Annotated in this window: 16 protein-coding genes; 12 read left to right on the forward strand and 4 right to left on the reverse strand. The window is 35.8% G+C overall.

What is annotated here, in order from left to right; genetic code table 11:
- Positions 1-25: 25 nt before the first annotated feature.
- A complete protein-coding gene (ruvB, locus tag CG11_RS15410; protein ID WP_052597677.1) occupies positions 26-1063 on the reverse strand; it encodes a Holliday junction branch migration DNA helicase RuvB in 1038 nt (345 codons plus the stop codon).
- A gap of 1415 nt (positions 1064-2478) precedes the next feature.
- Between ruvB and CG11_RS15420 the strand changes: the two genes are divergently transcribed.
- Both CG11_RS15420 and CG11_RS15425 read left to right on the forward strand, forming a co-directional pair.
- Complete coding sequence (locus tag CG11_RS15420; protein ID WP_052597679.1) at positions 2479-3741, forward strand: TlpA disulfide reductase family protein; 1263 nt, start codon at positions 2479-2481, stop codon at positions 3739-3741.
- 250 nt (positions 3742-3991) lie between these two features.
- Positions 3992-5305, forward strand: coding sequence for an MATE family efflux transporter (locus CG11_RS15425; RefSeq protein ID WP_052597680.1), 1314 nt, complete (start codon positions 3992-3994; stop codon positions 5303-5305).
- 40 nt (positions 5306-5345) lie between these two features.
- Here CG11_RS15425 and CG11_RS15430 read toward each other — a convergent pair whose 3' ends face one another.
- Together CG11_RS15430 and CG11_RS15435 are read right to left on the reverse strand one after the other, a co-directional pair.
- Positions 5346-5810, reverse strand: coding sequence for an Lrp/AsnC ligand binding domain-containing protein (locus CG11_RS15430; protein WP_052597681.1), 465 nt, complete (start codon positions 5808-5810; stop codon positions 5346-5348).
- Positions 5811-5844: 34 nt separating this feature from the next.
- Positions 5845-6678, reverse strand: a complete 834-nt coding sequence (locus CG11_RS15435) for a hypothetical protein (protein WP_052597682.1) — start codon at positions 6676-6678, stop codon at positions 5845-5847.
- A 320-nt stretch (positions 6679-6998) separates the two neighbouring features.
- On the opposite strand from CG11_RS15435, the gene CG11_RS15440 reads away from it, so the two are divergent.
- The 6 genes from CG11_RS15440 to CG11_RS15465 all read left to right on the forward strand — a co-directional run bounded on the left by CG11_RS15440 (position 6999) and on the right by CG11_RS15465 (position 16399).
- Positions 6999-8699, forward strand: coding sequence for a S41 family peptidase (locus tag CG11_RS15440; protein WP_063833121.1), 1701 nt, complete (start codon positions 6999-7001; stop codon positions 8697-8699).
- 282 nt (positions 8700-8981) lie between these two features.
- Positions 8982-9974, forward strand: coding sequence for a T9SS type A sorting domain-containing protein (locus CG11_RS15445; RefSeq protein WP_052597683.1), 993 nt, complete (start codon positions 8982-8984; stop codon positions 9972-9974).
- A 331-nt stretch (positions 9975-10305) separates the two neighbouring features.
- Positions 10306-11235: a DUF58 domain-containing protein gene (locus CG11_RS15450; protein ID WP_052597684.1), complete on the forward strand. Its 930-nt coding sequence runs from the start codon at positions 10306-10308 to the stop codon at positions 11233-11235.
- A 24-nt stretch (positions 11236-11259) separates the two neighbouring features.
- Complete coding sequence (locus tag CG11_RS15455; protein WP_052597685.1) at positions 11260-11868, forward strand: FMN-binding negative transcriptional regulator; 609 nt, start codon at positions 11260-11262, stop codon at positions 11866-11868.
- A complete protein-coding gene (locus CG11_RS15460; RefSeq protein ID WP_052597686.1) occupies positions 11869-13866 on the forward strand; it encodes an OmpA family protein in 1998 nt (665 codons plus the stop codon).
- A gap of 613 nt (positions 13867-14479) precedes the next feature.
- Positions 14480-16399 (forward strand): CBS domain-containing protein, encoded by a 1920-nt coding sequence (locus CG11_RS15465; RefSeq protein ID WP_052597687.1) that lies wholly within the window; start codon positions 14480-14482, stop codon positions 16397-16399.
- A gap of 99 nt (positions 16400-16498) precedes the next feature.
- Here CG11_RS15465 and CG11_RS15470 read toward each other — a convergent pair whose 3' ends face one another.
- Positions 16499-17098 (reverse strand): DUF937 domain-containing protein, encoded by a 600-nt coding sequence (locus CG11_RS15470; protein WP_052597688.1) that lies wholly within the window; start codon positions 17096-17098, stop codon positions 16499-16501.
- Between the two features lie 441 nt (positions 17099-17539).
- Here CG11_RS15470 and CG11_RS15475 point away from each other — a divergent pair, with 441 nt between their 5' ends.
- The 4 genes from CG11_RS15475 (at position 17540) to CG11_RS15495 (ending at position 21537) form a co-directional block, all read left to right on the forward strand.
- Positions 17540-18511: a paraquat-inducible protein A gene (locus tag CG11_RS15475; RefSeq protein ID WP_052597689.1), complete on the forward strand. Its 972-nt coding sequence runs from the start codon at positions 17540-17542 to the stop codon at positions 18509-18511.
- Between the two features lie 361 nt (positions 18512-18872).
- A complete protein-coding gene (locus tag CG11_RS15480; RefSeq protein WP_052597690.1) occupies positions 18873-20153 on the forward strand; it encodes a hypothetical protein in 1281 nt (426 codons plus the stop codon).
- A gap of 417 nt (positions 20154-20570) precedes the next feature.
- Positions 20571-20837 (forward strand): hypothetical protein, encoded by a 267-nt coding sequence (locus CG11_RS15490; RefSeq protein WP_052597692.1) that lies wholly within the window; start codon positions 20571-20573, stop codon positions 20835-20837.
- Between the two features lie 4 nt (positions 20838-20841).
- Complete coding sequence (locus CG11_RS15495) at positions 20842-21537, forward strand: murein L,D-transpeptidase family protein (RefSeq protein WP_081909566.1); 696 nt, start codon at positions 20842-20844, stop codon at positions 21535-21537.
- The last annotated feature ends 2 nt before the right edge of the window (positions 21538-21539 follow it).

The raw sequence follows: 21539 nt of genomic DNA on the forward strand, positions 1-21539 counted from the left end.
CATACTAAAAACCTTCTAAAGATAATTAGAAAAGCGAGCCTTGTGAACCATCATTGTTTTGTTTGGGCGCAATTCCCAAATGTTCGTACGCTTTAAGTGTTGTTTCTCTTCCTCTAGGCGTCCGCTTCAAATAACCTTGTTGGATTAAGTAAGGCTCATGTACATCTTCAACGGTTCCTGGCTCTTCACCAACTGCGGTAGCGATAGTCGTTAAACCAACGGGACCGCCTCCAAAGCTTTCGATAATCGTTCTAAGAATCTTATTGTCCATCTCGTCTAGTCCTCTATCGTCAACATTCAAGGCATCCAAACCATATTTAGCAATATTAGAGTCAATCGTCCCATTGCCTTTTATTTGGGCAAAATCGCGAACTCGGCGTAGCAAAGCATTGGCAATACGAGGCGTTCCTCTACTTCTTCTCGCGATCTCCTCGGCCCCATCTTGTGTAATTGGTACATTTAGGATATTAGCAGAACGTTTGATAATGTTGACTAATGTCTCTATATCATAATAATTGAGCAAACAAGTAATACCAAAACGAGCACGCATAGGAGAAGTCAACAGTCCCATTCGAGTGGTAGCGCCTACTAATGTAAATGGATTTAATGCAATCTGAATAGTACGAGCATTAGGACCAGAATCTATCATAATATCAATTCTATAATCCTCCATAGCAGAGTAAAGGTATTCCTCAACGACTGTATTTAATCGGTGAATCTCATCTATAAATAAGACATCGTTCTCCCCCAAGTTGGTTAGTAAACCCGCCAAATCGCCTGCTTTCTCCAAAACAGGACCTGAAGTCATTTTGATATCTGCTCCCAATTCATTGGCGATAATCAACGACAAGGTAGTCTTACCCAAACCAGGAGGTCCATGCAACAACACGTGATCTAATGCTTCTTCTCGCATTTTAGCAGCCTCAATAAATACCTTAAGGTTTTCAACCAATTTTTTTTGCCCACTAAAGTCTTCCAGCATTTTGGGACGCAGTGCTTTTTCAACTGCCAATTCGCTGTTATCATAATTCTCATTAGTAGGATCTAAATGTTCATTCTTCATAATTCAAACATACAAAAAAGCAAACAAATTGTTTTAGTTTTTTTATAAATTTTACGGTATTGTCCTCTGCTATTTTTTAGTTTTCACAAAAAAAGGGACTACTCAATTTAATGAGCAGTCCCCCACGCAATAGTTTTACCCTATATAAAACTATCTTCTTGAGTCGCGATATGCGAGCATGCAGGAGCCTCCTACACTTCCGACATGCTCCTATACCATTAGGATGGCCTACCAAAATGTGGTATTTTCTTAAAAGAGAGCCGCGACCAAACGGCTCTCCAAGGCAATTGTTTCGCTCGCAGCAAAACAAGTTTTATTTATTTTCGCCTCTGTCTTATTCAATTACCACTTCGTAGATTAGTTTGCTATATATATCAACAGCACTTTTGTGCCACCAACACGAACGTACTCGAAGCGTTGATTCAACTGACTCGGCAATATTTTTTTTATAAAAATGGAAATGTTACATAAGTAGATTGGTATCAAGCCATCACTCGTGATGACAAACAGCTTACTTAAGTTTGTATAGGATTATACTTTGACAAAAACAACGTTATGTCTCAGGCTACTTATACACGTTCCATTACTCATTTTAGAGTGGTTTATTATTTTCTGAATAGTAAAAAATAAAATCGTGTAAAGTTTTTGCATAAATAAGAGGTATTAAAATAATTTGTTGTTGTTTTTGTTGTTCATTTATAATTAAGTAAGTGGACAGAAAAAAGTATAGTTAAAAATGTAATTGTTTTTAGTGCTGTTCAAAGAAAAGAATTGAAGTTTTACCTGCGGTGCTACTTCGTGGTAGCGGGCTAAAACGAGATTTTTTGATGAAGAACAGTGCAAAAAGAATTCTATTTTGCCTATAAATTTTTATGAACGATTACTTATCTCAAAATAAAGTTGAGTAATTATTCTTGTGAATAGAAAATTTCACATTGGAATACTAGCAATACGAAGGGAAATCTGAATATGCTGCTTCCTTTTTAATTTTTTTGTAATTTTTTTTAAAAGTTTTTTGCCATGCTATGCGCACACGCCCATTCTCTCTACTTCTTATAAGTTCTTCAAAAGAAAAATTCACACTTGCTCTAGTCCTCCCTTTTAAGTACTGAACTATGATTATCAAATGTTTGATGTAATTATTTTTGTTCCAATCAGTACTTTTGGCAGTCAACAAACATAAATATCCAAATATGTACATATCTTTATATAACTATTTGTATCTTTGCCCAAGATTTGAAATTTTAGAGAAAATTTCGCTTATTCTCATCCCCACTATCCACACCTAGTGTTGGATTTTTACACCGTACCTAACCACCTTTAATTACTGACACGACCAAAGTAATTAAATCAATTGCTTCTAACGTAAAAGTACTAGAAGTTCATATTTACATTTGCACACTAAAAAATCAATCATGAAACACTTTTTATACTTTGTCGCATGCCTGCTTATTGGTTTCTATGCTTGCAGCTCACCCACCACCGTCAACCTTGATTCACAGTCCATTTTAAACCTAACAGAAGGAATTTGGCGAGGTGTTTTGAATATAGGAAATGATACCAATCCTTTAGAAATCCCATTTAATTTTGAAGTTGTTAATGATCAAAAAATTGTCATTCACAACGGAGATGAGCACATAGAAGTAACGGACATTAATTATAATGAGAAGAACAATAGCTTCTCTATCAAAATGCCTGTTTTTGGGTCAGAATTTAAGTTAGTTAATCACCAAAATAGATGGGAAGGAGAATGGTATAATTACAATAAAAAAGATTACAAAATTCCATTTGAAGCCATCAATAATACGCCTGAACGTTTTCAAAGTACTGGTACCTCTACCGAAGTTATAGCTTTAGAAAAAAGATGGAAAGTAACATTTAGCCCCAATACAGAAAATAGTTATCCTGCTATTGGTCTGTTTAATATTTTAGAAAATGGAAAAGCAACGGGGACGTTTTTAACTCAAACAGGTGATTATCGTTATTTGGAAGGTGCTTTAAATGGCAAGGAATTAAAACTATCTTGCTTTGACGGTGCACACGCCTTTTTATTCAAAGCAACTCTGCAAGATGACGGGAGTTTGAAAGGTGATTTTTGGTCTGGCAATCACTGGCACGAACCATGGGTAGCTGTGCCTGACGAAACTTTCGAGTTGGTCCCAATGAACCAATTAACTTATCTCAAAGAAGGCTATGACAAACTAGCGTTTCGTTTTCCAACAATCAATGGGGACACTATAAGCTTAGAAGACGAACGTTTTCAAGGAAAGCCAACTATTGTTCAAATTACAGGAACTTGGTGCCCTAACTGCATGGATGAAACGCGCTTTTTGGTGGATGTTCATAAAAAATATCAACATAAAGGCTTGGAAATCATTGCTATTGACTACGAAGTTGTCAATGATTTTAACACCTTTCAAAAGAATGCAACTCGCATAAAAAAACATCTTGGCATTGAGTATCCTATTGTATTTGGAGGACCTGCCAAAAAATCGGAAGCAGTCAAAACATTGCCCATGTTGAATCACATCATGTCTTATCCTACGGCCATTTTTATTGATAAAAATGGGGTTATCAAAGAAATTCATACGGGCTTCTCTGGTCCTGGAACAGGTGATTTATATCAAGAATATGTAGACAAAACGATTGCACTAGTAGAAAAAATGCTTGCGGAGTAGTTGGCAACAAACAACACTTTAGTTATCATGTGTTGATGATGTCTTTGCTCGTTCAAAAAATGAAAGCAATTTCAGTTGACCTTGAAATTGCTTTTTGTTTTCCAATCATTCTCATTCTAACACTAGTTCACTTACTAAGCCTATAAATAAAAATAAAACCCAATGGGTTTTTAAATATTCTTAATTGGATACCTTTGCACCAAAGTAGCCATAGTGGTATTCCAAAACTATCTTATCATCGACATTTCTCATGAAACTTAACAAAGAGATATTACAACTCGCAATTCCCAATATTATCAGCAATATTTCTGTTCCTCTAATTAGTTCTGTAGATACCGGTTTGATGGGTAGTTTGTCTGCCTTACACATTGGTGCCGTTGGCTTGGGATCAATGATCTTTAATTTTATTTATTGGAATTTTGGTTTTCTGAGAATGGGAACTACAGGCATGACCGCGCAAGCCTATGGCAAGAACAATACTGCTGCAATGATTCATACATGGGGACGGGCTTTATTAATTGCGCTGCTGCTAAGTGCCGTTATTTTACTCCTTCAACAACCATTGGCTAGTTTAGGTTTTTCATTAATGAATGTCTCCCATGATCAATACGATTTAGTTGCTACGTATTTTAACATAAGAATTTGGGCAGCTCCCGCAAGTTTGGTTCTTGTCGTCATGATGGGTTGGTTTTTTGGGATGCAGAATGCGATTTACCCACTTATACTAACCATTATCATTAACGTTGCCAATATTCTAGCCAGCTATATTTTAGTTCATCATTTCAACCTTGGAGTCGCAGGAGTTGCTTACGGAACGGTCATTGCTCAATATATTGGTGTCACGGCTGCCTTGCTGCTATTTTTATTTAAATACAAGTACCTAATAAAAAGTTTTGAGCGATCTATTTTTCTTTCTAGCCAAGAATTTTTAGGCTTCATTCAAGTCAATAGTGATATCTTTTTAAGAACGTTTTGCTTGACCATTGCCTTTGGATTTTTCTATAGTCAATCGGCGACTGCGGGGACAGAGATATTGGCTGTGAACACAATTTTGATGCAATTCTTGAACTGGATGTCTTTTGGCGTAGATGGTTTTGCCTATGCTGCTGAAAGTTTGGTGGGTAAATATACAGGAGCTAATCAACCCAACACCACTCGAAAAACGATTCAATTATCAATGTATTGGGGAATGGGTTTGGCTGCTTGTTTTAGCATAGTATATGGCATATGGGGAGTAAATTTGGTGCATCTTTTCACCAACAAACCACTTGTCATAGAAGCGGCGATTCCTTACCTTTGGTGGATGGTTTTATTACCTATTATAGGAACTCCTTGTTATATTTGGGACGGTATTTTTGTTGGCTTAACTGCCGTAAAATCCATGCGAAATAGCATGGTCATCGCCTTGGTTGCCTATTTGGGCTGTTATTTAGTGTTAAGTCATTTTTATCCTGCTCCTGCTTTTTTGCCCAACATTCTTTGGCTATCACTAATTACTTTTTTAGCGATTCGAGGATTGGCACAATGGCTTTTATTCAAACGATCAGGTTTAAACTTAAAGTAAACTAGGTGGCCACAATCTATGGCTATTTTATTTCTAACAACTACTCCTCCTCTCCTAGAATTTGGATGGGACGTCGAATGCTTTCTGAAAGAGAGATAAAACTCTCCGTTCGTTGCACTCCTTTTATTTCTTGAATCTGATTGTGTAAAATATCATACAAATCTTGACTATCCTTACAAATGACTTGAGCAAACATTGTATAGGGACCAGTTGTATAATGCACATTGACGACTTCTGGAATTTTTTGGATTTTCAACAAAACCTCTGGATACATAGAACTACGTTCCAAATAAATTCCCAAAAAAGCCACCATATCCAATCCTAGTAGACTATGATTGATCGTTAACTGAGCACCCTCTACCACTCCCAAACGCTTTAAATTTTTCATTCTAACATGAATGGTACCAGCAGAAACATGAATCTGTTTAGCGACATCTACATACGATGTATTCGCATCTTGCATCAAAATTTGTAATATTTGCCTATCAATAGCATCTAGTTTCATACGTACAATTTCTGTTCTTTTCTAATAACAACTGTTAACGAGCATACTCCAATAAGGTTGGGAAAGGACTTTTATATATTTTTCCGACCTTCAATTGATGTTTCTCCAATGCCTGTATTAACAAATCTCGAAACCCAAATCCAATACTGCCAATAAAATGGACAGGTACCTCTTGAGCGTTGGGATATTTTAAGACGTGTCGAATAATAAACGTATCAAAACAACTCAACAACAACGCTTGTATAAAAGGATTCGTTTGGTGTTGATATGCAAACATCGCATAAGAAGCCAATATTCGATTGGGGTTCTTTTTATCTAACAAATCACTAATAATGATATGCTTGTCCATATTGTACATTCGCTCCATTTCTACCGCCAAATCCTTAGGCATTTCACGATAAAAATAAGCCGATAGCAACTGTCGTCCTATGAATGTCCCAGCACCTTCATCTCCCAAAATATATCCCAAAGAAGGTATTTTATCTTTTATAACCTTGCCGTCATAAAAGCAAGAATTAGACCCTGTTCCTAATATACAGCAAATCCCCTCAGAGTGACCAGCAGTAGCACGAGCAGCAGCCAATAAATCATCTCCCAAACTCACAGAAGCATTCGGAAAAAAAGGCACAAGAGCATCCTTAATAACCTGTTGAGTCAACGAATTGGAACAACCAGAACCATAAAAATACAAATCCTGAATTTGAGCACCTTCGAATTCCTCCAGCAATTCCTCTTTCAAACTCTTTTTAACTTCTTCTGTTGTACAATAATAAGGATTGTATCCCTGCGTGGTATATCGTAACAATTGTTGTTCTTTTATTAAGTACCAATCTGTTTTGGTTGAACCACTGTCTGCGATTAACTTCATAAACTATTTTCAATGAGTAGTTTGTATATTGGTTTATTTCAACTCAACTTTTATCTTATAAATAATAATTTTGGTAGAATAGTCTAGTATTAATTGCTTGGCCTTTGCCCCTAAAGTTTGGTTTTATCTATGCTTAGCACTATCTTGCAAATTGTTTTACCTACCAGAGTTTCCCTTCAACACAAAGGTACTATTAATTCATCAAAAACTCGAAGGTCAAACTATTAAGCTCTAACAAACAAAGGTCTGAATAAACCAAAGTACAAGTCTAATAGTTAAACTGTAAAACTTAAGAATTTAAATCATCAATAACGATTCGTATGCAAGAAAACGAGCCTCTTTCTAACAAAGAGAAAATTAATATCTTTCTGCCTCTTGTCTTAGCACTGGCACTGGCAGGAGGTACTTGGCTAGGGTTTGAAATGGCCAATAACAAAAACAAATCTTATGTCGTGGTTTCTGATCAGGGAAAATATCCCGCCAAATCAGGAAAAGTAGAAGAAATTCTTCGCTTCATAGATGCCCGCTACTTAGAAGATGAATCGTCTTCTAAACTAGAAGATGCTGCTATTGAAGCTGTTTTAAAAGAACTTGACCCTCATTCTAGTTATATCTCTTTGGATAATATTGAACGAGTAAACGAATCTTTGAACGGAAATTTTGAGGGCATTGGTATTGAATTTTATATTCTTGAAGACACGATTTATGTTGTTGGTGTTATCGAAAACGGTCCTTCAGACAAAGCTGGCTTGCTCAAAGGTGACAAGATCATCATGATTGATGATTCCTTGGTGGCAGGAAAAGGAATTTACAATACCAATGTGATTAATCACTTAAAAGGCAAAGCAGGCAGTTCTGTAGCATTAAAAATTAAACGAGCAGGTATGCCTAATCTCAAAGATGTAACAATCACTCGTGGCGAAATTCCAATGTATAGCGTATTGGCATCTTGTATGCTTAACGATAATACGGGGTTGATCAAAATCAATCGGTTTAGCGGGACTACTTATGATGAGTTTATGAAGGCACTAAACGATTTGGTAGAAAATAAAGGAATGAAACATTTGATTCTTGATTTGCGCCACAATCCTGGTGGCTACCTCGAAGCTGCTACCAAAATTCTAGATCAGTTATTTACATCTAGGAAACTCTTAGTTTATACCGAAGGACGTAGTTACCGTCGCAAAGAATACAACTCTACAGGAAAGGCGTTGTTTGATATCAACAAAGTAGCTGTTTTGATTGACGAAAGTTCGGCTTCAGCTAGTGAAATTATTGCTGGTGCTATTCAAGACAATGATCGTGGCTTAGTTATTGGTCGCCGTTCTTTTGGCAAAGGTTTGGTTCAAGAACAGTACAAATTGACCGATGGATCAGCCTTGCGCTTAACTGTGGCTCGTTACTTTACCCCATCTGGTCGATATATTCAAAAACCCTATGATGGCTCCGAAGGTTTGTATGGAGATGATTTACGCAATCGTTATGAGTCGGGAGAATTGTATAGTAGAGATAGCATTCACATTTCTGATTCTACGGTATATAGAACCATCAATGGCAGAATTGTACATGGTGGTGGCGGTATTGTTCCCGATATTTTTATCCCTCTGGATACTTCCCGAATCAATGCTTATTTTCAATCTACTAGCTTATTGGGACGAGATTATATTTATAAATTCTTGGACAACAAACGCAGTCTTTTGCTAGAGCAATACCCTACTTTTGAAGATTTTGAACAAAACTATACCATAACCGATCAGTTCTTTCATCAATTGGTTCAATACACAGAAACGAAAGAACTTGAACGCAACAATACACTACTAAATCGCTACAAAGACGATTTAAAAATTGAAATCAAAGCCAATTTAGCCGATCAACTTTATGGAGAAAAAGCCTACTACAAAACGCTTTTCTCTGTTGATGAAATGGTTCAACGAGCCATTGCCGAAATTAATCGCACAGGCAAAGACGCTAACCCTTCGGCAATGATTGAAAAAGAAAGCTCTGATAGTCAAAATAATTAGATGAGTTGCTAAATATAGCAACTCGATATAAAAAAGCCATTTTCAAGTTGTTGAAAATGGCTTTTTTGCTTTTTATAACTTACAAAAGAATCTATTTAACTGTTTGTTTAAAATATCTGATTGAACTAATTATTTTTTTTGTAAAAAAATACTTTTTTTTATTTATATTTGTTAGGATACTCTTTTAGCTAGAACTGAACGATTTGCAAAAAAAAGATAAAGAATCCTTGCCTATAAGATACAGATACATCAATTGTTATTAACAAACTTAAACTAAAAAAAATGCGTATAATTCAATCTTTACAATTGCTAGCATGTTTTACATGTATTTTACTTTCCTCTCAATTATCTGCTCAAAATGGATGGACAACCTGTGGTGCAACGGCTGGAACATTAAGTGGAAGCACTTCTAGTGTTTTTGAAATGGATACAACTCCTGCCGCTGTCTTTGTCAACACTCCAGGACCTATTTCTACTGTTCCTACAACAGAATTTGTTGTTATTTTGCAAGACAGTATGGCTAGCGATACACTTGGCAATGCCATTATAGCAACCAGTATTGATGGGCGTGTTTCTCCTGCTAGTTTAGGCTTAAGTGCTGGAGATACTTTTTATATTGCTTCTTTTTCTTATGATATTCAACAAATAAAACTAGCCGTAGAGGGCATCCTAAAAAATTCTGTTCCATTTTTAGGTACTTGTTGTTCTATATTGGATTCGCAAGCACCATTTCCAGGGATCTGTGATTCTCTAAATGCAGCAGGCATTAACGATAGTAGCGATGTTAATAATATCAATGATTTATTGGTTTTCTTATCTGCTTTTAATGGTGGAGGCTCTGTATCTTTGCGTGGACTAAATGCTGTTTTGGTGGGAATTAATGCTCAAATTGGTACGTTGTCTAACATTGGTTGTACCAATGGGGTTAGTGAAATTTGCTATGCTGCCGATTCCTCAGAAACTAGCCACGAGCGTTATGCTGTCACAACTGCGACAAGTTTATTTGAATTAGAAGATGCTTCATCTCTTCAAGTTGCTGTTCAACCAAACCCATTTGTAGATTATATTTCTACAGGAATATTGGCAGAACAAAGTGGTTCTCATACAATCCGTGTTTTGGATGCTACAGGTAGAACAGTATATCAAACCATTAAAGAACTAAACAGTGGTGCCCAAACAATTGGTCTCAACTTAGGTAATTTACCTGCAGGTTTATATTACTTACAAGTAATGGATCACAAAAATGTCGCTACACAAAAAATTATAAAAAGATAATTAAGTAAAAGTACCCATCGTTTTCGATTATTTTATAGCACGATTAGGTATTTTATTGACAAGTTCCGTTATCAATCATTATAAATTTAGAGCTACCCCAACTTTGTTTGTGGGTAGCTTTTTTTATATCCATTAAAAGCTTTAACAAAATCACAACTAAACATTTCTATAAATAGTTGTATTATGTAGTTTAATAATTTTAACAGACCAATAAGTCAATAGATGATTCCTTTATTCACTTATTTATTGGCATATTAGCATATTAATATTGACAACATAACTAAAAGTAGGGCATACAAAATCCCCCTGCAATAGTAGAAAGATAGCATAAATGAGTATTTTAAAAGAATTTGATGTTCGACAAACGGGCAATTTAGAATTATTAGCCAAGCAAGTCGTAGAAGGATTTATTATTGGGCTACACAAAAGTCCTTTTCATGGTTTTTCGGTAGAATTTGCTGAACATAGGATTTACAATCCAGGTGATTCTATCAAAAATATAGATTGGAAGGTTTTTGCTCGTACGGATCGTTTGTATACCAAACAATATGAAGAAGAAACCAATCTGCGCTGTCAAATTGTGATAGATACCTCTTCTTCCATGTATTTTCCCGAAGCTCCTAGCAAAAAAGGAACGCCTTATGTCAACAAATTAGCCTTTAGCACCTTAGCTGCTGCTACCTTGATGAATTTATTAAGAAAACAAAGGGATGCTTTTGGGCTAAGCACTTTTGCCGATGACTTGGAAAAACATACCAAAGCAAAATCAAGCACTCGCCATTATAATCTCATTATGGCACACTTGGATCAATTGCTAGACAATCCTACTCGCAATCATAGTACTTCTATTGCAAAATCCTTGCACAAAATTGCAGAAGCCACGCATAAACGTTCCTTAATCGTTATTTTCAGCGATATGTTTGAGCAAACGGATGAAAGCGAACAACTTTTTGCGGCACTCCAACATCTAAAATACAACAAACATGAGGTCATTTTATTTCATGTTGTCGATAAACGCTATGAATTGGACTTTGAGTTTGAAAATCGCCCTTATGTATTTATTGATATTGAAACAGGTGAAAAAGTTCGTGTGCAATCCAACCAAGTCAAAGATTTTTATATTGATCAAGTCAAGAAATACAAACAAAAATTAAAAATAAAGTGTTTACAATATAAAATTGACTTTGTAGAAGCAGATGTAAACGAAGGATTCAAGCAGGTGTTAACTTCTTACTTGGTTAAACGCAATAAAATGATGTAAACGAATGATTTAGTCTTCAAAGAAATGTATATACCACCCAAATTTAAACTCACTGACGAATCTCAAATAAGAGCTTATATTTGTCAATATCCCTTTGCAACATTAATAACTGCTGTTGATAACTATCCCATTGCCACACACTTGCCGTTTATATTAGAACAAGAGGGAAGCGAATGGTATTTATTGAGCCATATGGCTAAAGCCAATCCACAATGGAGACAGCTAAAAAATACCTCCACACTTGTTGTTTTTCAAGAACCACATGCTTACATCTCTCCTACCTATTATGAAAAGGAAGAAAATGTACCGACATGGAATTATATTGCCGTTCATGTTTATGGAACCGTAGAAATGCTTCTAGAACCAGAACAGGCCATTGAGGTTTTGGAAAAATCTATTACTACCTTTGAAAAAGGCTTCCAAAAGCAATGGGAACATCTAGATAATGGTTACAAAAAACGCTTGCTCAACGGTATGGTTGCCTTTCGAATTAAAATAGAAACATTGGAAGGCAAAGAAAAACTAAGTCAGAACAAAACAGAAAAAGAACGACAAGCAATTGCTGAAGGTTTGCTAACTATTTCGGATAGTTCGGCACGGCAGTTGGGGGAAATAATGAAAAACAAATTATAAATGAAGGAATTCAAATTAGCTTTTATCACCATTGTTATCGTTAGTTTGACCGCTTGTACGTACACTGAACGTATTAAAGATGGCAAAACAGCTTTTGCTCGAAAACAATTTAACGTTGCTATTCCCATGCTCAAAGAGGAGTTCAAAAAAGCAAAAGATAGTCAAGTGAAAGGGGAAACAGCTTATATGCTTGGAGAATCGTACCGCCGTACCAACCAAACTCAAGCAGCTTCAGATTGGTACAAAAGAGCCCAAACACAACGTTATGGCAAAGACACCGACATCAAATATGCTCGTATGCTACAGCAATTGCAAGATTATGATGAAGCTCGCCGTGCTTTTCAGAGTGCAGGACGTTATGCTGGCAATGTCCGACTGTATCAAGAAGAAATGATTGCTTGTCAAAAAGCAAAACAATGGCTCACAGCAGCAGATAAGAATTTATACAAAATTGAGTCCCTTGGTACGAATACTTCTGCCACGGACTTTAGTCCTGTTCTATACAATGCAGATCAGCTCATCATCACTTCTGATCGAGCAGAAAGTGAAGGAAAGGAGAACTATAAATGGACAGGAGAAAAGTTTTTTGATCTTTACCTTTTGAATATTAATGCTGAAACGGTCGAACGCTTTGAAGCTCCTTTTAATCAATCGTTTCATCAAGGGGCTCCGAGCTTTGGAGAAAATCAAAATAGTGTCTTCTTTACTCAATGCGGAAGTGATGAAAAAATTGCGGTTGACTATTGTCAAATAATGTTTAGTAAAAAAGAAGGTGATGTTTGGTCCAAACCAGAAGCAATTGATTTGGGTGATAATGCTCAAAATTATATCCATCCTATTTTGTCAGAAGATGGGAAATTACTCATTTTTGCCTGCAACAAGGAAGAAGGTTTTGGAGGATATGACTTATACTATTCTATCAAAATTGGAGCAGATAATGAAGCCAAATGGTCTGCTCCTGTCAATTTGGGCAATAAAATTAATACCGATGGGAACGAAGTATTTCCTTTCTTGGACAAAGACACGCTTTATTTTTCTTCGGATGGACACATTGGAATGGGGGGCTTAGATATCTTTAGGTCTGAAAAAAAGGCACACAAATGGCAGACTCCCCAAAACCTAAAAGCACCGATGAATTCAGGAGGCGATGACTTTGGTTTTATTATAGATCATTTGAATGCTCTGCCCAAAGGGATTCTTCAACAAGGGTACTTTTCCTCTAATCGTCTAGGAGGTCAGGGCAGTGACGATATTTATAAGTTTCAACAACAAATTCCTCCCCCACCAGATACTACTATTGTTATAGATTCGCCTAAAATTATATTGGCAATCAATTTAGAGGGTTTGGTAAAAGAAAAAGTATTCAACGAAGCTGGTAATCCTAATAGTGGTCTATCTGGCTATGAAAACCTTATGGGGGCTTCTGTGCAAATAAGCACTATAGATACGGCATTTACCCTTGGCTCTGATGTAGACGGAACATTTTTCGTTCAATTAGACACGGCAACAGATTATAATTTTAAAGCAACAAAACCAGGTTATTTTACACAAGTAGCCACAATCAGTACAAAAGGAATTGTACTAACAGAAGCTAATCCCGACACAACGTTGACGCTTGAAATTATTATGGAAAAAATATATGCCAATCAAGAGATTGTGCTAGAGAACATCTATTATGACTTAGATAAATCATTCATTCGAGATGATGCCAAACCTGCTCTAAATGAGCTGATCTCAATTTTAAAACGCAATCCGAATATTAATATCCAACTCTCTTCGCATACTGATTGTCAAGGCGCAACAGGTTATAATGAAAAATTATCACAAAGAAGGGCCGATGCTGCCGTTCAATATCTTATTCAAAATGGAATCAATCCTGAACGCTTAACCTCTAAGGGGTATGGAGAAAGTTCACTCGCAGTGGACTGTAAATGCTCTGATTGTACCGAAGAAGAACATCAAAGAAATCGACGAACAACATTTCTTGTCTTAGAATAGCATTGTTTCATGAAATAACATCACTTATTAAAATCATATAAACTTGATTATCAGGATAATAAATTTTCACTACTTAGTTTTTTTTAAAAATTGATAATCAACTGCGGAGCACTCACAAAGTACCACGTAGTAGCAGCGCAGCTAACTATTAAAATAAAAAACAAGAGCTATATTGTCAGAAAAGACGATTCTTAATAATGTTTAATATACAAGGACACTACAAATCAGTTTGTAGTGTTTTTTTTATAATTCCATTTTGAGTAAAATTTATCACCTTCAATATTTCAAATATTAAAGATTAGTTTTTAGCTTTAGTAAGTTGTGACACCGAACATAAACCATAAAGTTAAAATCACTCTTAATTATTATCTAAATTTTAGCTTTAAGTGAGGTTGTAAAACATTGTTTTTAGCTACCCTTTAGTAACCTTTACCAAGTATTATAGGCTAAAAATGAGCAGTAATGTGTTAATGCTACACCACTTCTCATAACTTGTTATTGCTATTTATTGGGATCATCTAAAAAACAGATACACAACGTTAAGAAACAAGCAAGCACCTTGCAATACATGACTTCGTAAGTGCTGTTAAAACGACCTACAAAAATACTATCAATGGGAGAAGAACGTGTCAAATTAGCCTCTTCGCAAGGCAAAGACGAAATGCGCAATTTTGTAAGACAATTACTCAATGATGTTGAAGCATTAGAATACATGCTAAAAAACGACTGGTTTGAGGATGATGTAAAATGTATTGGCGCAGAACAAGAAATGTGTTTGATTAACAAACATTACAAGCCTGCTTATAAAGCGATGGATATCTTAAAAGATTTTCATCCAGAATGGTTGACTACCGAGTTGGCTAAATTTAATTTAGAGCTAAATTTAAGCCCTCAGGTATTTGAAGGAACCGCTTTGAGCAAAATGGAAACAGAGCTTAGGGATTATTTGAACCAAGTTGATAATGCTGCGTCCAAACACGATACTCGAATCTTGTTAACAGGTATCTTACCTTCGTTACGCAAATTTGACCTGAGTATGGATCAACTGACTCCAAAGCCTCGCTATCACGCCTTGATGACGGCGCTTAAAATGCTTAGAGGGTCTGATTATGAACTTCGATTAGATGGCATCGATGAGCTTAATTTACTGCATGATTCACCACTCCTAGAGGCTTGCAATACAAGTTTTCAGGTACATCTGCAAGTTGCTCCTAAGAACTTTGTCAAAATGTACAATATTGCACAAGCAATTACAGGACCTACACTAGCTATGTGTACCAATTCTCCTGTGTTATTTGGTAAACGTTTGTGGCACGAAACTAGAATTGCTCTTTTTGCTCAATCTATTGACAATAGAAAATCTAAGGATCATCTTAGGCATAAAAGTGCCCGCGTTAATTTTGGCAATCAATGGTTGGACAAGTCTATTTTAGAAATTTACAAAGAAGATATTCTTCGCTATAGAATTTTGCTAGGAGCCGAAATTGAGCAAAATTCTTTAGAGGCCATTGAGGCTGGTAAAGCCCCCAAACTCCAAGCTTTGCAAGTCCACAATGGAACAGTGTATCGTTGGAATCGCCCCTGTTATGGAATTAGCCCTAATGGAAAGCCTCATTTACGCATTGAAAATAGAGTATTGGGCGCTGGTCCTACCGTTTTGGATGAAATGGCTAGTACTGCATTTTGGTTGGGTACAATGGAAGGAATGGCCGATCAATTCGATGATATTCGAAAGTACATGAGTTTTGACGATGCTCGGGACAACTTCATGAAAGGCGCCCGTTCTGGTATGGATTGTAAATTTACTTGGATTAACAATCAAAAAATATCTGCTCGTGATCTAACCAAAGAAATTTTACTTCCTATTGCTCGCCATGGATTAGAAAAACGAAATATTGATGGGGCTGATATAGATCGCTATTTGGGCATCATAGAAGAACGTGCCAAGCGCCATATGAATGGCTCTAGATGGATTTTGCAAGCCTATACTAAATTTCAAAAAGAAACACATATTGACGAAAGCTTAACTTCATTGACAGCAGCCATTTACAACAATCAAAAACAAAGTAAACCTGCACACGAATGGCCTTTGCCTGAACTAAATGAGTTCCACCATTACAACCCTTCACAATTGCTTGTTGAAGAGTTTATGACTACTGATATTTTTACCTTGCAAAAAGATGATTTGTTGGAATTTGCTTCTTCGCTAATGGATTGGGGCGATATTTCGTCCATGCCTGTTGAAGACTCTAAAGGGCATTTAATTGGTTTGATTACATCTACTCAGATATTAAAATTCTTTGCTCAAAAAGGCAAAATTAACGCTGATACGACAGTAGGTGATATTATGGATCATAATCCTTACACAGTCACCCAACAAATGAAAATAGTAGATGTTATTAAATTGATGAAAGAACACAACCTAAAGGTACTCCCTGTTGTAAAAGGAGAAGAATTGATTGGTCTCATTTCAGAGCGCAACTTTGTTAATATGTCTAAACGCTTTATTCAAGGCATGAGTTCTAACCTTTAAAAATAAAATCATATAAGAATGGAAGATTTGAAATGTTGCTATTAAGTTAGTTCCTTTTAACAACAACATTTTCAAATCTTCTTATATTTTAACAAGGTTTTACTTCCCAAAGAATCCACCTAGCATATTTCCTAAATCATCAATTACACTTCCGTCTCCATCGCTATCCAACATAGACATAATGCCACTCAATTGGCTGTTATTGGTTTGCGCTTGTTGATTTCCTAAAAACTGTGTAATACTCGAAGCATCAAAGCCTTGCTGCTGCTTTGCTTTTCCAAGTAAACTCATGACCATTGGTGCAACAGTAGTCATCAACGATTGTGTTGCCTCAGGACTCATATTGTTCATTTGACTCAAGCCCTGCACCACCGAGGCTTGCTTGTTGCCTAACATATGCTTTAAGATACCATTTCCATCTTCAGCTCTTGGCGCCACGTTCTGAGTAGGACCACTGCCTAAAAAGCTCATCAAATTATTCATCACGCTTCCATCGTGGTCTTTTTCTAATGCCTTATTCAACGATTCTGCTCCTTGAGGAGTAGAGGCATTTTTAGTTACGGCTCCCATTAATGTTGTAAAAACATTTTGAGCAGCTTGAGAAGTTTGCTGTTCATTTCCCCCTAAGCCTACTTTTTGAGCCATTTGGCTAACAACAGCATTGGTCATTTGCTGCTTGAACATATTCATTAAATCCATAATAGTTTATATCTTTTGGTTTAAAACTTAAGTTTTTAAAAATTATTTCTGCTACAAAAACGTTATTTCTCAGCAAGAAGCTTTAACTAATCTTGCCAAAAAAGAAAAATTCTTGCCAAAGTTGTTCTACTTACTTTTGTATTCCTTATAAAGTTAGCATATTTCTATCAGATCAGGGATTATCATGAATTAATTTATATAAGTAATCGTTCATTAAAATTTATAGGCAAAATAGAATTCTTTTTGCACTGTTCTTCATCAAAAAATCTCGTTTTAGCCCGCTACCACGAAGTAGCACCGCAGGTAAAACTTCAATTCTTTTCTTTGAACAGCACTAAAAACAATTACATTTTTAACTATACTTTTTTCTGTCCACTTACTTAGCTAAAAATAGCCTTAACTTGCTAAAGTTATTACTCACAAACCACATAAAACCAGCTTATGAACAAAAAATCAATTGTTATTATTACAAGCCTTTTATTCTTAGTTATTGGGTTTATTCTCAATAGTTTTCTTATCCAAGCTAGCAGCCTTTATAAAACAACTAAAGAAGAATTGGCAGATACGTTGAGTTATAAAAATCGTTTTTTGGATGGAGAGGAATGGGTGCCAATAGAAAATGATTCTATTTCTAATGGATTCGATTATAAAGACAAAACAATTGATGTTGATTTGTTTTTTGGCAGTTCTTCCGTACAAAAAAAGCAACAAAGCATTTTGTTAGAAAACATTCAACAGGCAGAAAATGACATCCAACGAAAAACGTATTACATTTTGGGTTGGATTTGTTGTTATCTATTGGTATTGCTAGTTTTACAATTTCTCTACCAACCTCCGTCCATCCTCTTAATTGGACTTATTAGTTTATCTATAATCTGTTTACATGCAGGGTTATTTACACCTATGTTGGAAATTGCAGCAATAGAAAGAAATTTAAACCTAGGGGATATTCCTGTAGAAAAAGAGGTTTTTGGAATAAAGATTGACTTAACAGTCCATAAAAAATTTGAAGGAGATATTTATTTTTATTATCAAAGTAAGTCCATTGCTCAGCTTATTCAACTGCTTTTCCAACAAGGCAATCTTTTAGTTGCCTTTAGCATCTTGTTGTTTAGTGTTGTTTTTCCTCTTGTAAAAACATTATTAATGATTGGATTTGTTTTTAGACCTCAAATTGCGAATCAAAAATGGTTTAAGAATTTTGTTCTCAACCTTAGTAAATGGTCTATGGCAGATGTATTTGTCGTTGCAATTTTTTTAGGCTTTTTAGCGTTTAAAAATCTACAAGTAGGGATAGGCACGCATAGCAATATGGCCATTGGCTTGTACTTTTTCTTTTCTTACTGTATGCTATCTATTTTTAGCTCTATGCTTGCTAAAATGCCGACAGAAGAAATACTGACAACCAAGTAAGTTAAGATATTGTTACCCTACTAAGCACTGTTAGTTGATAATAAGTAATCGTTCAGAAAAAATTCTATAAAAGCAACCTTCTTTTTTGCACTACTCTTCATCGGGAAAATTTGCTTTAACTCGCTACCACGCAGTAGCACCGCAGGTAAAACCGCACTTTTCCTTTTCGATTAGCACTAAAAATAAGGCTATTTTTCACCTATAATTTTTTATGTTCACTTACTTATCTTATTTCGTTCTTTGGCAAAATGACTTAGAGTGTTTAATTTTAACTAACTTTGAGTTGATCATAAAAGATGACTTCTACTGATTATCAAACTATTTATCAAGAACCTTTTACTCTAAAAAAAATTGATCAAATATGAATTTAAAAAATCTATACTACATCTTACTGCTCGTCAGTCTTCCTATTCTATTGAATGCACAAGAGGGAAATTGTGTTGTTTTTTCCACTGATGGTGCTACATTTCACATAGCTTTGGATAACAAATTTCAGAATAAAGATGCCAATACGAATATCAAAGTAACAGATATCCCTGAAGGAGACTATTGGGTAACGGTGTTTTTTACAGACAAAACCCGCAAAGCATTTAAGTCTAATGTTAGAATACTTGGAAAGAAAGAAACTTCGTTTCAAATTGAAAAAGACGATAATTCTTGGAAACTAAAGCAGTACAGTTCTGTTCCTTTAGCACAAGTTCAATCTGTTAGCAACAAACAAACCGTCTTGGCTTACAATGACGCAGGGGTTAGCATTCAAGGTATGAAGAGTGCCAATGATATAAGCAAAGATATGGTAGAACGTGATCCTGAAATTAACAGAGTACATGGAACATTAGAAGAAGAAGCAGAAAGTAAACGATCTGGTAAATTTAGTGGTTCTTCTGCCGATATCGAAGGAGAGACAGAAGTAGCGGCAGCTACGCCAGCACCTCAAGCAGAAGAAAAAGAGGGGACCACGATTATTAACAAATACATCACAACAACCAATGCCGACGGAACAACGAGCATTGTAGAGGAGACAACCACATTGATTAAGGAAATCGTTGAGAGAAATGGTCAACGTCAAATGCGCACCAAACGAAGTGTTGCCTTAACACCAACCGATTTGACTTGCCTACCAATGGAAAAAGATGCTTTTCTTGCTCTTAAAGACAAAGTTCAAAATGCCGCTGCTGACCAACGCTTAAATATTGCTCAAGATGGTATCAAAGGTCAATGCATGACTCCTAAACAAATCAAGGCGGTTGGTGATTTAATTTTAAGTGAGGTAGATCAAAATAACTTTGCCATTGCAGCAAAAGAGGTTTGTGCCAATCCTAAAAAGTTTCCTTATACCATTTCTGATCCTGTTGTTGTCAAAGAACCAAAGGCAGAACCCCAAAAAGAGGTCAAAGAAGTTAAAGAGGTCATCAAAGAAGAACCTGTTGTGGTCGAAGAACCTACAAAGGAAAAAACAAAAGCAGAGTTAAAAGCAGAACTAAAAGCTTTAAAAGAGAAACAAAAAGCCGAAAAAGCTGCTGCTAAGGCGAAGAAAAAGGCAGAAAAAGCTGCTGCCAAAGCTAAAAAGAAAGCCGAAAAAGAAGCGGCTAAGGCAAAGAAAAAAGCGGAAAAAGAAGCAGCTAAAGCTAAAAAGAAATAGTACGAGTTGCAATTATTGATGCTAACTCAGATCAATTCTACAAATACTATAAGACCTTCTGTGCATTTTGGTTGTACAGGAGGTTTTTTGTTGCTTATTAGATATTGTTGGGAACTAAATTAGGATCAAACCTTGTTACAATAGTATTATTATCAATACAAATAGCTTTACTATTATGATATTAAATTTCACAAGACCTGCCATACTAGCGCAACAATTTTCGTCCCGTGCTAAAAAGCACAAGCAAGTGCCTTTGTCACCCCCCAATCATAGTGCATATAAAAAGGCACAAAGTTTACTTATTTGGGGAAGTATTCTTTTAAGTATTTTTTGTTTAATACTTGCTGCTGCTTATTGGGGTTAGGTAACGTTACTGTTATCACAAAACTATTTTTTCATCTAAAAATATCAATCATTATGCCTGGCGCAGGAAGCATGCTGCATGCTATTGTCTCATTACGAGAAAACAAGCGAAGCCACACTCCTTTTCCAACCAAAGATTTTGACAAATCTATTGGCACAACACCACTTGTATTTAAAAAAGCAAGCCAAACGGAACGCACCAAAGCAGCACAACATTTAGAGCAAATAAAGAACAACGAAAATACACGTTTAATGCTGGTATTTTTTATTATTGCTACAATTACAATAACATTACTAGCTATCTATTTCTTAAACAGATAATTTGATGAACCCTATATTGCTCTTATTTTCCTTTATTTTACTAACAACAGCTTGTAATAACCCTTCTTCTCCTAGACCTCAAACGGTCTCCTCTAGTCCGTTACTTCTATTACAAAAACAACAAATTGACTCTACCAATTTTGAACTGTTTTTAAGAGCATTTAAAAAAGAGCAAATCGTAGAAGTTTGGGCAAAAGAGAAACTTGGACAGCAATTTAAAAAAATACAAACGTATTCTTTTTGTACTTCTTCGGGCTTATTGGGACCTAAACGCCAGGAAGGAGATCGGCAAATTCCTGAAGGGTGTTACTGGATCGATCGCTTTAATCCCAATAGTAAATTTCATTTATCACTCGGTTTAAATTACCCAAATGATTCTGATCGAAAATTGGGGCATGCTCAATATCCTGGTGGTGATATTTTCATTCATGGCGGTTGTGCTAGTATTGGTTGTATTCCCATTACCAATAGAAAAATAGAAGAACTCTATGCTTTAACCTCCGAAGCACAACGCTTGGGGCAAACAAAAATTCAAGTCCATATTTTCCCATCCAACAAAATGAAGTCGTTGATTAATAATGCCACCCAACATATGGTATTTTGGCAAAATTTATATCCTATTTTTGATTACTTTGAAACCAAACATACCCTACCTAAAGTTTGGATAAAACCTAATGGCACTTATGCTATTGCAAACTAAGT

It is taken from the genome of Aureispira sp. CCB-QB1 (genome assembly GCF_000724545.1).
Taxonomy (GTDB): domain Bacteria; phylum Bacteroidota; class Bacteroidia; order Chitinophagales; family Saprospiraceae; genus Aureispira.

Coding starts and splice junctions, on each gene's coding strand:
- ruvB (WP_052597677.1), bottom strand. CDS start 1,063: ATGAAGAATGAACATTTAGATCCTACTAATGAGAATTATGATAACAGC.
- CG11_RS15420 (WP_052597679.1), top strand. CDS start 2,479: ATGAAACACTTTTTATACTTTGTCGCATGCCTGCTTATTGGTTTCTAT.
- CG11_RS15425 (WP_052597680.1), top strand. CDS start 3,992: ATGAAACTTAACAAAGAGATATTACAACTCGCAATTCCCAATATTATC.
- CG11_RS15430 (WP_052597681.1), bottom strand. CDS start 5,810: ATGAAACTAGATGCTATTGATAGGCAAATATTACAAATTTTGATGCAA.
- CG11_RS15435 (WP_052597682.1), bottom strand. CDS start 6,678: ATGAAGTTAATCGCAGACAGTGGTTCAACCAAAACAGATTGGTACTTA.
- CG11_RS15440 (WP_063833121.1), top strand. CDS start 6,999: ATGCAAGAAAACGAGCCTCTTTCTAACAAAGAGAAAATTAATATCTTT.
- CG11_RS15445 (WP_052597683.1), top strand. CDS start 8,982: ATGCGTATAATTCAATCTTTACAATTGCTAGCATGTTTTACATGTATT.
- CG11_RS15450 (WP_052597684.1), top strand. CDS start 10,306: ATGAGTATTTTAAAAGAATTTGATGTTCGACAAACGGGCAATTTAGAA.
- CG11_RS15455 (WP_052597685.1), top strand. CDS start 11,260: ATGTATATACCACCCAAATTTAAACTCACTGACGAATCTCAAATAAGA.
- CG11_RS15460 (WP_052597686.1), top strand. CDS start 11,869: ATGAAGGAATTCAAATTAGCTTTTATCACCATTGTTATCGTTAGTTTG.
- CG11_RS15465 (WP_052597687.1), top strand. CDS start 14,480: ATGGGAGAAGAACGTGTCAAATTAGCCTCTTCGCAAGGCAAAGACGAA.
- CG11_RS15470 (WP_052597688.1), bottom strand. CDS start 17,098: ATGGATTTAATGAATATGTTCAAGCAGCAAATGACCAATGCTGTTGTT.
- CG11_RS15475 (WP_052597689.1), top strand. CDS start 17,540: ATGAACAAAAAATCAATTGTTATTATTACAAGCCTTTTATTCTTAGTT.
- CG11_RS15480 (WP_052597690.1), top strand. CDS start 18,873: ATGAATTTAAAAAATCTATACTACATCTTACTGCTCGTCAGTCTTCCT.
- CG11_RS15490 (WP_052597692.1), top strand. CDS start 20,571: ATGCCTGGCGCAGGAAGCATGCTGCATGCTATTGTCTCATTACGAGAA.
- CG11_RS15495 (WP_081909566.1), top strand. CDS start 20,842: ATGAACCCTATATTGCTCTTATTTTCCTTTATTTTACTAACAACAGCT.